The sequence below is a fragment of the Neisseria viridiae genome (assembly GCF_962747995.1).
Taxonomy (GTDB): Bacteria; Pseudomonadota; Gammaproteobacteria; order Burkholderiales; family Neisseriaceae; genus Neisseria; species Neisseria viridiae.
In genome coordinates this window covers 1-12,347 of the sequence record NZ_CAUJAJ010000006.1, presented here as the reverse complement: position 1 = coordinate 12,347, position 12,347 = coordinate 1, and the positions used below count along the sequence as shown (strand labels likewise).

14 protein-coding genes are annotated in these 12,347 nt (G+C 56.5%); 10 read left to right on the top strand and 4 right to left on the bottom strand.

The features are described 5' to 3' along the window. Positions 1-92: 92 nt before the first annotated feature. Entirely contained in the window at positions 93-947 is an 855-nt protein-coding gene (locus Q9J79_RS05135) for a DMT family transporter (protein WP_301911683.1), read from the top strand. A 381-nt stretch (positions 948-1,328) separates the two neighbouring features. Here the strand turns inward: Q9J79_RS05135 and Q9J79_RS05130 are convergent, their stop codons facing one another. Beyond that, positions 1,329-1,847, bottom strand: a complete 519-nt coding sequence (locus tag Q9J79_RS05130) for an opacity family porin (RefSeq protein WP_036470459.1) — start codon at positions 1,845-1,847, stop codon at positions 1,329-1,331. A 466-nt stretch (positions 1,848-2,313) separates the two neighbouring features. Here Q9J79_RS05130 and Q9J79_RS05125 point away from each other — a divergent pair, with 466 nt between their 5' ends. The 8 genes from Q9J79_RS05125 (at position 2,314) to Q9J79_RS05090 (ending at position 9,186) form a co-directional block, all read left to right on the top strand. After that, on the top strand, positions 2,314-3,546 hold the full coding sequence (locus tag Q9J79_RS05125; RefSeq protein WP_301911251.1) for a multidrug effflux MFS transporter: 1,233 nt from the start codon (positions 2,314-2,316) through the stop codon (positions 3,544-3,546). A 38-nt stretch (positions 3,547-3,584) separates the two neighbouring features. Continuing rightward, complete coding sequence (gene pheA / locus Q9J79_RS05120) at positions 3,585-4,712, top strand: prephenate dehydratase (RefSeq protein ID WP_301911250.1); 1,128 nt, start codon at positions 3,585-3,587, stop codon at positions 4,710-4,712. A gap of 33 nt (positions 4,713-4,745) precedes the next feature. Continuing rightward, complete coding sequence (gene recO, locus Q9J79_RS05115) at positions 4,746-5,486, top strand: DNA repair protein RecO (RefSeq protein ID WP_301911252.1); 741 nt, start codon at positions 4,746-4,748, stop codon at positions 5,484-5,486. Between the two features lie 60 nt (positions 5,487-5,546). Continuing rightward, positions 5,547-6,275 carry a pyridoxine 5'-phosphate synthase gene (gene pdxJ, locus Q9J79_RS05110; protein WP_301911249.1) on the top strand — a complete coding sequence of 243 codons (729 nt, stop codon included), beginning with the start codon at positions 5,547-5,549 and terminating at the stop codon, positions 6,273-6,275. A 49-nt stretch (positions 6,276-6,324) separates the two neighbouring features. Then, the gene (gene acpS, locus Q9J79_RS05105; protein WP_301911248.1) at positions 6,325-6,702 is read left to right on the top strand and encodes a holo-ACP synthase; all 378 of its coding nucleotides are present in this window, start codon (positions 6,325-6,327) and stop codon (positions 6,700-6,702) included. 68 nt (positions 6,703-6,770) lie between these two features. After that, the gene (locus Q9J79_RS05100; RefSeq protein WP_301911247.1) at positions 6,771-7,580 is read left to right on the top strand and encodes an NUDIX domain-containing protein; all 810 of its coding nucleotides are present in this window, start codon (positions 6,771-6,773) and stop codon (positions 7,578-7,580) included. Next, positions 7,573-7,995, top strand: coding sequence for a hypothetical protein (locus tag Q9J79_RS05095; protein ID WP_301911246.1), 423 nt, complete (start codon positions 7,573-7,575; stop codon positions 7,993-7,995). The genes Q9J79_RS05100 and Q9J79_RS05095 overlap by 8 nt, the downstream gene beginning before the upstream one ends. Positions 7,996-8,043: 48 nt before the next feature. After that, positions 8,044-9,186 carry a THUMP domain-containing class I SAM-dependent RNA methyltransferase gene (locus tag Q9J79_RS05090; RefSeq protein ID WP_301911245.1) on the top strand — a complete coding sequence of 381 codons (1,143 nt, stop codon included), beginning with the start codon at positions 8,044-8,046 and terminating at the stop codon, positions 9,184-9,186. 57 nt (positions 9,187-9,243) lie between these two features. Here the strand turns inward: Q9J79_RS05090 and Q9J79_RS05085 are convergent, their stop codons facing one another. Continuing rightward, complete coding sequence (locus tag Q9J79_RS05085) at positions 9,244-10,494, bottom strand: N-acetylmuramoyl-L-alanine amidase (RefSeq protein ID WP_301911244.1); 1,251 nt, start codon at positions 10,492-10,494, stop codon at positions 9,244-9,246. Next, a complete protein-coding gene (tsaE, locus tag Q9J79_RS05080; protein WP_096100618.1) occupies positions 10,491-10,952 on the bottom strand; it encodes a tRNA (adenosine(37)-N6)-threonylcarbamoyltransferase complex ATPase subunit type 1 TsaE in 462 nt (153 codons plus the stop codon). The genes Q9J79_RS05085 and tsaE overlap by 4 nt, the downstream gene beginning before the upstream one ends. A 190-nt stretch (positions 10,953-11,142) precedes the next feature. Between tsaE and murI the strand changes: the two genes are divergently transcribed. Next, on the top strand, positions 11,143-11,955 hold the full coding sequence (gene murI, locus Q9J79_RS05075; RefSeq protein WP_301911243.1) for a glutamate racemase: 813 nt from the start codon (positions 11,143-11,145) through the stop codon (positions 11,953-11,955). Here the strand turns inward: murI and Q9J79_RS05070 are convergent. Beyond that, positions 11,952-12,074 (bottom strand): hypothetical protein, encoded by a 123-nt coding sequence (locus Q9J79_RS05070; protein ID WP_301911242.1) that lies wholly within the window; start codon positions 12,072-12,074, stop codon positions 11,952-11,954. The two genes, murI and Q9J79_RS05070, sit on opposite strands and share 4 nt — an antisense overlap. Positions 12,075-12,347: the final 273 nt, after the last annotated feature.

Here is a 12,347-nt window from a genome sequence, read left to right as displayed (position 1 = left end):
CAGACGGCATTGCCGACGATGAAATATCTGTTTTATCAGGCGGGGCAACAGCCTTTTTACTTTTTGTATAACCATCCGACTTTATCACTCATATGTTTTACCAAATCCTTGCCCTGATTATCTGGAGCAGCTCGTTTATTGCCGCCAAATATGCCTATGGCGGCATCGATCCCGCACTGATGGTCGGCGCGCGCCTGCTGATTGCCGCGCTTTTGGTGCTGCCCGCCTGCCGCCGGCATATCGGCAAGATTCCGCGTGAGGAATGGAAGCCGTTGCTGATTGTGTCGTTCGTCAACTATGTGCTGACCCTGCTGCTTCAGTTTGTCGGGTTGAAATACACTTCCGCCGCCAGCGCATCGGTCATTGTCGGACTCGAGCCGCTACTGATGGTGTTTGTCGGACACTTTTTCTTCAACGACAAAGCGCGTGCCTACCACTGGATATGCGGCGCGGCGGCATTTGCCGGTGTCGCGCTGCTGATGGCGGGCGGTGCGGAAGAGGGTGGCGAAGTCGGCTGGTTCGGCTGTTTTCTGGTGCTGCTTGCAGGAATCGGTTTCTGCACGGCAGTCCGCCCGACGCAAAGGCTGATTGCCCGCATCGGCGCACCGGCATTCACATCTGTTTCCATTGCCGCCGCATCGCTGATGTGCCTACCGTTTTCGCTTGCCCTGGCGCAGAGTTATACCGTGCATTGGAGCTGGCAGGGCGTGGTGTCGCTGCTGTATTTGGGCGTGGGGTGCAGCTGGTACGCCTATTGGTTGTGGAACAAGGGGATGAGCCGTGTTCCTGCCAACGTGTCGGGACTGTTGATTTCGCTCGAACCCGTCGTCGGCGTGCTGTTGGCGGTTTTGATTTTGGGCGAACATTTGTCGCCCGTGTCCGCCTTGGGCGTGTTTGTCGTCATCGCCACCACTTTGGTTGCCGGCCGGCTGTCGCATCAAAAATAAAGTTGGGAGGCGGTGTTTGATGGTTGCCGGATAGGCGGAAATCTTTGCGCCGTCATTCCCGCGCAGGCGGGAATCCGGTTTTTTGAGTTTCGGTTATTTCCGACAAATTGCCGCAGCGTCAGATGCCCGGATTCCCGCTTGCGCGGGAATGACGAGGTTTTGGGTTTCTGTTTTTTGGGAATGATGGGATTTTAGGTTTCTGTTTTCGCGGGAATGACGATTTAGAAGTTGCCTGAAATTCAAAAAAACGAAGCTTAAAAAACGGATTCCCATTTTTTGCGGGAATGACGGGATTTTAGGCATTTGTTTTTGATTTTTGCGGAAACGGAAAACCGCCGCAATGGCGGCGGTCGGCTTGCCGGCGGATGCCGGTTTCGGGGGTTAGAATTTCACACGGACACCGGCGGTATATTCGTTGGCAAATACCCTTGTATCGTCAAGTTTGCCCAAATAATTGAAGCGGTAGCCCAAATCCAAAGTAACGTTGGGAGCGACTTCAAAGCCGACACCGCCCAATGCGCCGATGCTTGCTTTTGTTTTACTGTATTTTCCGTCTTCATCTTTTACGGTCAATCGGTTCAGTCCCAAACGCGCGCCGACATAAGGTTTGACGATGGAATTGGTGTTGAAGTCTTTGATGACGGCAACGCCTGCGCCTTGGAGTGTGGCGGTAGCGTCGTCAATTTTGTCGCGGACGCGGTAGTAGTCTGCGGCAATACGCATATCGCCGGCATCGAAGCCGACGGAAACGCGCGGGAGGAAATTGTTGAATGTTTCGCCATCGGCGTGGATGGAGGCAAGACCCGCATCGCCCTGTACATAAACGCCCGGTTGGTTGTCGGCGGCAAATGCGGCAGCGGGAAGGGCAAGCACGGTTAATGCAGTAAGGAGTTTTTTCATTTCTTGATTCCTAAAAATGTTCAAAATTTTTTGAATATCGGAATCCGTTAGGGAATCCGTTAGGGAATCCGTTAGGGAATCCGTTAGGGAATCCGTTAGGGAATCCGTTAGGGAATCCGTTAGGGAATCCCATTCCATTATACAATATTTTTCAAATCTTTGTCCGCCTCCGGCTTTTTTATAGTAGATTAACAAAAATCAGGACAAGGCGACGAAGCCGCAGACAGTACAAATAGTACGGAACCGATTCACTTGGTGCTTCAGCACCTTAGAGAATCGTTCTCTTTGAGCTAAGGCGAGGCAACGCAGTACCGGTTTTTGTTAATCCACTATATCGTTCCTGCCTGTCCGGTTTTGCCCGTGGCTTTTGTTGCCGCCTGTTTGTGCCGGTGTGTTAAAATTTTCCGTTTCCGCGTATTGTGTTTTCCGCCGCCGGGCGGTTTGTTTGCGAATCGGACGAGAATTTATGCCTTCTGCCCATTATCCTGAGATGAACGAAAAACTGATGGCGGTTTTGATGGCGATGCTGGTCGCGCTGATGCCGTTTTCCATCGATGCCTACCTGCCCGCGATTCCCGAAATGGCGCAGTCGCTGGGTGCGGATGTCCACCGTATCGAACAGAGCCTGAGTTTGTTTATGTTTGGCACGGCGTTCGGGCAGGTGGTCGGCGGCGCGGTGTCCGACATCAAAGGGCGCAAACCCGTCGCCCTGACCGGTTTGATTGTATATTGCCTTGCCGTTGCCGCCATCGTATTTGCCTCAAGTGCCGAACAGCTCCTTAACCTGCGTGCGGTACAGGCGTTCGGCGCAGGCATGACTGTGGTCATCGTCGGCGCAATGGTGCGCGATTATTATTCAGGGCGGAAAGCCGCGCAGATGTTTGCCCTTATCGGCATCATTCTGATGGTTGTGCCGCTGGTCGCACCCATGGTCGGCGCACTGTTGCAGGGCTTGGGCGGCTGGCAGGCGATTTTTGTTTTTCTGGCGGCATATTCACTGGTGCTGCTCGGTTTGGTGCAACATTTCCTGCCCAAACCTGCCGTCGGCGGCAAAATCGGACGGGACGTGTTCGGGCTGGTGGCGGGGCGGTTCAAACGTGTTTTGAAAACCCGTGCCGCGATGGGTTATCTGTTTTTTCAGGCATTCAGCTTCGGTTCGATGTTTGCCTTTCTGACCGAATCGTCCTTCGTGTACCAGCAGCTTTACCGCGTTACGCCGCATCAATACGCTTGGGCGTTTGCACTCAACATCATCACGATGATGTTTTTCAACCGCGTTACCGCGTGGCGGCTCAAAACCGGCGCGCATCCGCAAAGCATCCTGCTGTGGGGGATTGTCATCCAGTTTGCCGCCAACCTGTCCCAACTCGCCGCCGTGCTGTTTTTCGGGTTGCCGCCGTTCTGGCTCTTGGTGGCGTGCGTCATGTTTTCCGTCGGCACACAGGGCTTGGTCGGTGCGAACACGCAGGCGTGTTTCATGTCCTATTTCAAAGAAGAGGGCGGCAGCGCAAACGCCGTGTTGGGCGTGTTCCAGTCCTTAATCGGCGCGGGCGTGGGCATGGCGGCGACCTTCTTGCACAACGGTTCGGCAACCGTGATGGCGGCAACGATGACCGCGTCCACCTCTTGTGGCATTGCGCTTTTGTGGCTCTGCTCGCACCGAGCGTGGAAAGAAAACGGGCAAAGCGAATACCTTTAACGGAAAATGCCGTCTGAAACCGTTTCAGACGGCATTTGATGTTAGAATGCACGATAAATTACTGTTCAGGCGAAATTATGTCCCAAACTATCGACGAACTCCTCATACCTCACCGCAACGCCATCGACAGCATCGATGCGGAAATCCTGCGCCTGCTCAACGAACGCGCGCAACACGCCCACGCCATCGGCGAACTGAAAGGCACGGGCGCGGTATACCGTCCCGAACGCGAAGTCGCCGTGTTGCGCCGCATTCAGGATTTGAACAAAGGCCCGCTGCCCGACGAATCGGTAGCACGCCTGTTTCGGGAAGTGATGAGCGAGTGCCTCGCCGTCGAACGTCCGCTGACCATCGCCTATTTGGGGCCGCAGGGCACGTTTACCCAACAGGCGGCAATCAAACATTTCGGACACGCCGCGCATACAATGGCGTGTCCGACCATAGACAACTGCTTCAAGCAGGTCGAAACCCGTCAGGCAGACTATTTGGTCGCCCCCGTGGAAAACTCGACCGAAGGCTCGGTCGGGCGCACGTTGGATTTGCTTGCCGTTACCGCGTTGCAGGCGTGCGGCGAAGTCGTTTTACGCATCCACCACAACCTTTTGCGTAAAAACAACGGCAGCACCGAGGGCATCGCCAAAGTCTTTTCCCACGCGCAGGCATTGGCGCAATGCAACGACTGGTTGGGCAGGCATCTGCCCAACGCCGAACGGATTGCCGTGTCCAGCAATGCCGAAGCCGCAAGGCTGGTTGCCGAATCGGACGACGGTACGGTTGCCGCCATCGCCGGACGCACGGCGGCGGAAATTTACGGACTCGATATAGTTGCCGAGTGCATCGAAGACGAGCCGAACAACACCACGCGCTTTCTGGTGATGGGACATCACGAAACCGGTGCAAGCGGCAGCGACAAAACCTCGCTGGCCGTTTCCGCGCCCAACCGCGCCGGCGCAGTGGCGGCATTGCTGCAACCTTTGACCGAGTCGGGCATTTCTATGACCAAATTTGAAAGCCGTCCGAGCAAATCCGTTTTGTGGGAATACCTGTTCTTCATCGACATCGAAGGACACCGCCAAGACGCGCAGATTCAGACGGCATTGGAACGCTTGGGCGAACGCGCTTCGTTTGTCAAAGTCATCGGTTCGTACCCGACCGCCGTTTTGTAGTTGCGGCAGCGTTCAGACGGCATTTCAAGCATGATGTCCGAATACCGGGTCAACCACGAACCCGTCTTCCTGTTGGCTTCCTCGCCCTGGCGCGAAAGCAGCCTGCGGGTTGAAGCATTCAGCCGCCGTTACGGGCGTGTGGCTTTGCTGGCGCGGAGCGCGCGCAAGCGTCAGAGCGAATTGCGCGGCGTAATGGTTCCCTTCGTGCCCGTCAGCGCGTCGTGGTACGGCAGTCAGGAACTCAAAACCCTGCACCGCGCCGAATGGATGGGCGGATGGCGGCAGCCGCAGGGCAGGGCGTTGTTCAGCGGTCTGTATGTGAACGAGCTGGTGTTGAAACTGACCGCGCGCGAAGACCCGATGCCCGAACTGTACGACGCGTTGGCAAAAGTGATGGAGGCGGTGTGCCGTGAAGCCAACCACATTGCCGATTTGCGCCGCTTCGAGTGGAAGCTGCTCAATGCCTTGGGTGTTGCCCCAGATTTGCATACGGACGGAGAGGGCAGGGAAATCCAGTCATCCGCCAGATACTGTATCAGACCGGAAGAAGCAGTCATGCCTGTAGGCAGGGAATGTGTTTTGCCGTCTGAAACCGTCATTATTGCCGACGGGCAGAGCCTGATTGATTTGCAGACGGGCAGTTTCGGCAGTGCGCAAAGCCTTCAGGATGCCCTGAAAATCACACGGCTGCTGACAGGCAGCCTGCTTCCTGAAGGGGTGAAGTCGAGGCAGGTTTTGGAACAGATACGGCAGTTTGACCGTCGTGCAACATAGGTGCCGACGCAGCGTACCGGTATGCTGCAAAATAAAAAATCGAAGAGGAAAGGAAACATCATGCTTTTAGGTGTCAACATCGATCACATCGCCACCGTCCGCAACGCGCGCGGCACGACTTATCCCAGCCCCGTGGAAGCGGCACTGGTTGCCGAAACGCACGGTGCGGATTTGATTACCATGCACCTGCGCGAAGACCGCCGCCACATCAAAGACGCGGATGTGTTCGCCGTCAAAAACGCTATCCGCACGCGCCTGAACCTTGAAATGGCGTTGACCGAAGAAATGCTCGAAAACGCGCTTAAAGTGATGCCGGAAGACGTGTGCATCGTGCCGGAAAAACGGCAGGAAATCACGACCGAAGGCGGTTTGGACGTATTGGCGCAACAGGAAAAAATTGCCGAGTTCACCAAAATCCTGACCGACGCAGGCATCCGAGTCTCGCTCTTTATCGATGCCGACAACGAGCAAATCCAAGCCGCCCGTGATGTCGGCGCGCCCGTTATCGAGCTGCACACAGGCGCGTATGCCGACGCGCGCAGCCACGCCGAACAAATCAGGCAGTTCGAGCGCATCCAAAACGGCGCGCATTTCGCCGGCGATTTGGGCTTGGTCGTTAACGCCGGACACGGACTGACCATACACAACGTTACCCCCATCGCCCAAATCCTCGCCATCCGCGAGCTGAACATCGGACATTCGCTGATTTCGCAGGCACTTTTCCTCGGATTGCCCGAGGCCGTGCGCCAGATGAAAGAAACCATGTTCCGTGCAAGAATGCTGCCGTAAGGGTAGGCAAACCGTTTCAGACGGCATTTCACGACAAAGGAGCGCAAATATGATTTACGGCATAGGCACAGATATTGTTTCCCTCAAACGCATCGTCCGCCTGAGCAAAAAGTTCGGACAGGCGTTTGCCGAGCGCATCCTTACTCCGGAAGAGCTGCTTGAATTCCCTCAGGCGGGCAAACCCGTCAACTACCTTGCCAAACGCTTTGCCGCCAAAGAAGCCTTTGCCAAAGCCGTCGGTACGGGCATACGCGGTGCGGTTTCCTTCCGCAACATCGGCATCGGGCACGACGCATTGGGCAAACCCGAATTTTTCTATGCCCCCGCCCTGTCCGAATGGCTGGAGGAACAAGGCATCAGCCGCGTCAGCCTGAGTATGGCGGACGAAGGCGATACCGTGTTGGCGTTTGCCGTTGCCGAAAAATAATGCCGTCTGAAATGCGGCAAACCCGTTGACGGCATTGCCCGCCCCTCATTTGCACTCCGACACCCGCCATGATCCAAGACACCCGCCCCCTTATCCGCGTCGTTGCCGGCATCCTGCTCGATTCAGACGGCAACTACCTGCTCAGCTCGCGCCCCGAAGGCAAGCCCTATGCCGGATATTGGGAATTTGCCGGCGGCAAGGTCGAGGCGGGCGAAACCGACTTCCAAGCCCTGCAACGCGAGTTTGAAGAAGAACTCGGCATCCGCATCCTCGCCGCCACGCCTTGGCTGACTAAAATCCATTCCTACGAACACGCCCGCGTCTGCCTGAAATTCCTATGGGTAAACCCCGATCAATGGACGGGCAGACCGCAATCGCGCGAAGGGCAGGAATGGTCTTGGCAGAAGGCGGGCGATTTTACCGTTGCCCCCATGCTGCCTGCCAACGGCGCGCTTTTGCGTTCGCTGTCCGTCCCGCGCCGTTTGTACGGCAGCCTGAAAACGGGTTTGCACGGTGAAAACAGTATGGGCGCGTACCGCGTCCTGCCTTTGGGTTCGGCAGAGGGAAGCGGTGCGAACGTTTTGATGGAGGCGGCGCAATGGCAGGACAGGCCCGAACACGCCGGCAGCGTGTGGATAATGGTGCAGACCCGCGAACAATGGCGGCAGGCGCAGGAAAAGGGCGCGGATGTGGTCGTGTGGTGGGTCGGTAATGCCGCACAAGCCGCAGCGGTGGACGAAGTGTTGAAGCACGGCGTATCCGTGCCGCTGGTCGTTGCCGCCGACGTTCAGACGGCATCGCATTGCGGCGGGCAATGGCTGGCGGCGGGCGCACACGCCGTGTTGGCCGATGAAAAAATGGGGGACGGAAATGGCTAAAAACCGCAAATTGCTGCTTGCCGCACTGCTGCTGATTGTCTTTGCCGCCTTCAAGCTCGTTTTGTTGCAATGGTGGCAGGCGCAGCAGCCTCAAGCTGTGGCGGCGCAATGCGATTTGACCGAAGGTTGCACGCTGCCGGACGGAAGCCGCGTCCGCGCCGCCGCCGTTTCAACCAAAAAACCGTTTGATATTTATATCGAACACGCGCCCATCGGCACGGAACAGGTCAGCATCAGCTTCAGTATGAAAAATATGGATATGGGGTTCAACCGCTATATGTTCGAGCGGCAACCGTCGGGGACTTGGCAGGCAGTACGCATCCGCCTGCCCGTCTGTGTCGAAGGCAGGCGCGATTTTACGGCGGACATTACAATCGGCAGCCGGACATTTCAGACGGCATTTACCGCCGAATAAACCTTTCAATCCGCCATTGCCGGAACATCCGTCCGGAAAGGACACGCTATGAATACTTTATATACACTTTTCGCCACCTGCCCGCGCGGCTTGGAAACCGTTTTATCTCAAGAACTCGGAAGCCTCGGCTGTACCGATGTCCAAGCGTTTGACGGCGGCGTTTCCTGCCGGGGCGGTTTGGAACAGGTTTACGCCGCCAACCTGCACTCGCGCACCGCCAGCCGTATCCTGCTGCGTCTGACCAAAGGCACATACCGAACCGAGCGCGACATCTACAAACTTGCCAAAAACATCAACTGGTTCAACTGGTTTACCTTGCAGCAGACGTTCAAAGTCAAAGTCGAGGCAAAGCGTGCCAACGTCAAAAGCCTCCAATTTGTCGGTTTGACCGTCAAAGATGCCGTCTGCGACGCTTTCCGCGACATTTACGACGCACGTCCGAGCGTGGACAAAGCCGCGCCCGATGTCCGCATCCACACCTTTTTGGACGAACGCAATGTCGAAATCTTCATCGACACTTCGGGCGAAGCCCTGTTCAAACGCGGCTACCGTCTCGATACGGGCGAAGCGCCGCTGCGCGAAAACCTTGCCGCCGGACTGCTGCTCTTGGCAGGTTACGACGGCACGCAGCCGTTTCAGGATCCGTTTTGCGGCAGCGGCACGATTGCCGTCGAGGCAGCTTGGATTGCCGCCCGCCGCGCAGCGGGCATGATGCGCCGTTTCGGTTTTGAGAAACTGCAAAATTTCGATAAAACGCTGTGGTCGGATTTGCGCCGCCGCGCTGAAGCGCAAACCCGCCCCGTCCGCGCCCCGATTGCAGGCAGCGACAGCGACCGCCGCATCGTTCAGACGGCATTGGACAACGCACGCAGTGCCGGAGCGGACGACATCGTTTCCTTCAGCGTTGCCGACGCGCAATCCGTCCGTCCGAACGGCGAAAACGGCATTATGGTGTCCAATCCGCCCTACGGCGTGCGCCTTGAGGAAGTCCACGCTTTGCAGGCACTGTATCCGCAACTGGGGACGTGGTTGAAGAAACATTACGCAGGCTGGCGGGTCGGCATGTTTACCGGCGACAGGGAAATGCCCAAATTCATGCGCCTGTCGCCCAAGCGGAAAATCCCGCTTTATAACGGCAACATCGACTGCCGCCTGTTTCTGATTGATATGGTGCAGGGATCGAACCGTTGAGGAAAGTGTACAAAAATGCCGTCTGAAAAATGTTCAGACGGCATTTATTTTTCGGAATCAACCCCGCTTCAATACGGAAGTGTTGATGTAGCGTTGGACACCTGAGGCAATGGATTGGGCGCACTGCCTGCGGAAGGATTCGCTGCCCAGCAGCTTCTCTTCGGCAGGGTTGGACAGGAAGGCGGTTTCGACCAAGATAGACGGCATATCGGGTGCGCGCAATACGGCGAAATTGGCTTCGTCCACCCTGCCTTTGTGCAAGTGGTTGAGCCTGCCCAATTCTTCAAGCACCAGTTTGCCGAGTTTGCGGCTGTCGCGTAGCGTGGCAGTTTGGGTCATATCGAGCAGGGCGGTATCGACGTTGCGGTTGCCGCTGGTCGGTACGCCGCCGACCGCGTCGGCATTATTTTGGGTTTGTTCCAAGAATTTGGCGGCAGAGCTGGTCGCGCCTTTGGTGTTCAGCATATAAACCCCCGTTCCGCGCGCGGAGGGGCTGGTGAAAGCGTCGGCGTGGATGGAGACGAATACGTCCGCCCGCCGTGCTCGTCCTTTGGCGACACGCACGCCCAAGGGGATGAACACATCTTCGTTGCGCGTCATAAAGACGTTGTAACCCAAGGCTTCCAATTGTTTTTTGGTTTCGCGGGCGATGGAGAGGACGACGTGTTTTTCCTGCAAACCGCCCGAGCTGACGGCACCGGGGTCTTCGCCGCCGTGTCCGGGGTCGATCATAATGACGGGCCTGCGCCCGTTTCTGCCGCGCCCGGGTTGGGGCGTGGTGTTTTGGGCGAGGTCGGCTTCGGGAGAGCCGCGCAGGGTTTTGTTCAGGCTGCCGTTAAGCAGTGCCATCATCGGATCGTCGGGATCCATTCCGTGCGGATAGAGGTCGATAACGAGGCGGTTCTTAAAGCCGCTGACAGGAGAGAGGGAAAAGACTTGTGCGTGGGTGGGCTGTTTCAAATCGATGACGAGGCGGACGGTGGTCGGCGTGTTCTGACCCGCGCGTATGCTGCGGATAAAGGGGTCGTCCGCCGCCACTTTTTGGGAAAGTCCGTGCAATACGGTATTGATGTTCGCGTTTTGTATGTCGACTACCAGCCTGCCCGGGTTGTCGAGCGCGAAGTGCTGGTATTTGAGCGCGGCGGTGCTTTCCAGCGTCAGGCGGGTGTAGGTGTGGGACGGCCATATCCGTGCGGCGGTAAACTGCGGGGCGCGCACGGTTTTGGCAACGGCAGATGCGATAGGGGTCAGGGCGAACAGTGTGCCGGCGGTACGGCGGATGATTTGTCTTCGTGTCAGTTTGGTCATAGCGGCAGGCTTTCGCTTCCTCGTTCGGTATGGGCGGTCAACAGGCATTTTCTGCCGCCGCCGTCGTGTGTCAATGTTGCGGTGATGTCGGCAGGCGGCGTAAATTCCCCGCCCTGTTGCGGCCATTCGATCAGGCAGACGCTGTTTGCGGCAAACAGTTCGTCAAGCCCCGCGTCTTCCCATTCTTCGGGGAACGAGAAGCGGTAGAGGTCGAAATGGTGCAAAGTGAAGCGTTCCAGCGGATAAGATTCGACGATGGCGTAGGTCGGGCTTTTGACTGCGCCCTGATGACCCAATCCGCGCAGGATGCCGCGTGTCAGCGTGGTTTTGCCCGCACCCAAATCCCCTTCGAGATAAATGACCAGCGGTGCGTTTAAACGGGAAGACCACGCCGCGCCTAAATCGAGTGTGGCGGCTTCGTCGGCAAGGAATCGGGAAACGGGGGGAAAGTCAGACATAGGGGCTTTACAACTTTTTATGTGGCGGATCGGAGGGGCAGGCGGTCGGCAAACCGTGCGCCCGGCGGCGGCATTGCCGTACATTATAACAGCCAAATCCGCATCCTGCTTTCAGACGGAAACGGCTGTCAAGAAAAAGCGGCGCGTGTACAATACGCGGATTGTATGTTTAGGACGGATTGGAAAAAGGATGGAAAATATCGGCAGGCAGCGACCTATCGGCGTTTTTGACTCGGGAATCGGCGGTTTGACCAATGTGCGCGCACTGATGGAGCGGCTGCCGATGGAGAACATCATTTATTTCGGCGATACGGCGCGCGTGCCTTACGGGACGAAATCTAAGGCGACCATCGAAAATTTCTCGATGCAGATTGTCGATTTTTTATTGGAACACGATGTTAAGGCGATGGTTATCGCGTGCAACACGATTGCGGCGGTTGCGGGACAGAAAATCCGTCAAAAAACCGGCAATATGCCCGTTTTGGACGTGATTTCCGCCGGCGCGAAAGCCGCGCTGGCAACCACGCGCAACAACAAAATCGGCATCATCGCCACCAACACCACAGTCAACAGCAACGCCTATGCGCGCGCCATCCACAGGGACAACCCCGACACGCTCGTCCGCACGCAGGCCGCGCCGCTGCTTGTCCCCTTGGTGGAGGAAGGCTGGTTGGAACACGAAGTTACCCGCCTGACCGTATGCGAATACCTCAAACCATTGCTTGCAGACGGCATCGATACGCTGGTGTTGGGCTGCACGCACTTTCCCTTGCTCAAGCCCTTAATCGGCAGGGAGGCGCACAATGTCGCGCTGGTCGATTCCGCGATTACGACTGCCGAAGAAACCGCACGCGTCCTTGCACAGGAAGGGTTGCTCAATACCGACAACAACAATCCCGACTACCGTTTTTACGTCAGCGATATTCCTTTGAAATTCAGAACCATCGGCGAGCATTTTCTGGGTAGGACGATGGAGCAGATTGAAATGGTGTCTTTGGGTTAAAATGATGACGGGATGCAGGTTTCTGTGCGGATGTATTCGGATTCCCTCCTGCGCGGGAATGATGGGATTTTTAAATGTCCGAATGCCGCAAATGCCGTCTGAAAGGCTTCAGACGGCATTTTTTACACAATTCCCACCGTTTCCCATCATTCCCGACAATACCGTAATCCTGAAACCCGTCATTCCCGCGCAGGCGGGAATCCAGACCTGTCGGTGCGGAAACTTATCGGATAAAACGCTTGCTCCAACCCTGCGTTCTATAGTGGATTAAATTTAAACCAGTACGGCGTTGCCTCGCCTTGCCGTACTATTTGTACTGGGACCTTTACAAAATTCCTTTCCCTCCCGACAGCCGAAACCCCAACACAGGTTTTCGGCTGTTTTCGTTTCAA

What these genes read in the sequence shown, in the direction of transcription:
- pheA (WP_301911250.1), top strand. Translation starts at nt 3,585, where the DNA reads ATGTTAGAATGCACGATAAATTACTGTTCAGGCGAAATTATGTCCCAA.
- pdxJ (WP_301911249.1), top strand. Translation starts at nt 5,547, where the DNA reads ATGCTTTTAGGTGTCAACATCGATCACATCGCCACCGTCCGCAACGCG.
- Q9J79_RS05095 (WP_301911246.1), top strand. Translation starts at nt 7,573, where the DNA reads ATGGCTAAAAACCGCAAATTGCTGCTTGCCGCACTGCTGCTGATTGTC.
- Q9J79_RS05090 (WP_301911245.1), top strand. Translation starts at nt 8,044, where the DNA reads ATGAATACTTTATATACACTTTTCGCCACCTGCCCGCGCGGCTTGGAA.
- recO (WP_301911252.1), top strand. Translation starts at nt 4,746, where the DNA reads ATGTCCGAATACCGGGTCAACCACGAACCCGTCTTCCTGTTGGCTTCC.
- tsaE (WP_096100618.1), bottom strand. Translation starts at nt 10,952, where the DNA reads ATGTCTGACTTTCCCCCCGTTTCCCGATTCCTTGCCGACGAAGCCGCC.
- Q9J79_RS05070 (WP_301911242.1), bottom strand. Translation starts at nt 12,074, where the DNA reads ATGCCGTCTGAAGCCTTTCAGACGGCATTTGCGGCATTCGGACATTTA.
- Q9J79_RS05085 (WP_301911244.1), bottom strand. Translation starts at nt 10,494, where the DNA reads ATGACCAAACTGACACGAAGACAAATCATCCGCCGTACCGCCGGCACA.
- Q9J79_RS05100 (WP_301911247.1), top strand. Translation starts at nt 6,771, where the DNA reads ATGATCCAAGACACCCGCCCCCTTATCCGCGTCGTTGCCGGCATCCTG.
- Q9J79_RS05130 (WP_036470459.1), bottom strand. Translation starts at nt 1,847, where the DNA reads ATGAAAAAACTCCTTACTGCATTAACCGTGCTTGCCCTTCCCGCTGCC.
- acpS (WP_301911248.1), top strand. Translation starts at nt 6,325, where the DNA reads ATGATTTACGGCATAGGCACAGATATTGTTTCCCTCAAACGCATCGTC.
- Q9J79_RS05125 (WP_301911251.1), top strand. Translation starts at nt 2,314, where the DNA reads ATGCCTTCTGCCCATTATCCTGAGATGAACGAAAAACTGATGGCGGTT.
- murI (WP_301911243.1), top strand. Translation starts at nt 11,143, where the DNA reads ATGGAAAATATCGGCAGGCAGCGACCTATCGGCGTTTTTGACTCGGGA.
- Q9J79_RS05135 (WP_301911683.1), top strand. Translation starts at nt 93, where the DNA reads ATGTTTTACCAAATCCTTGCCCTGATTATCTGGAGCAGCTCGTTTATT.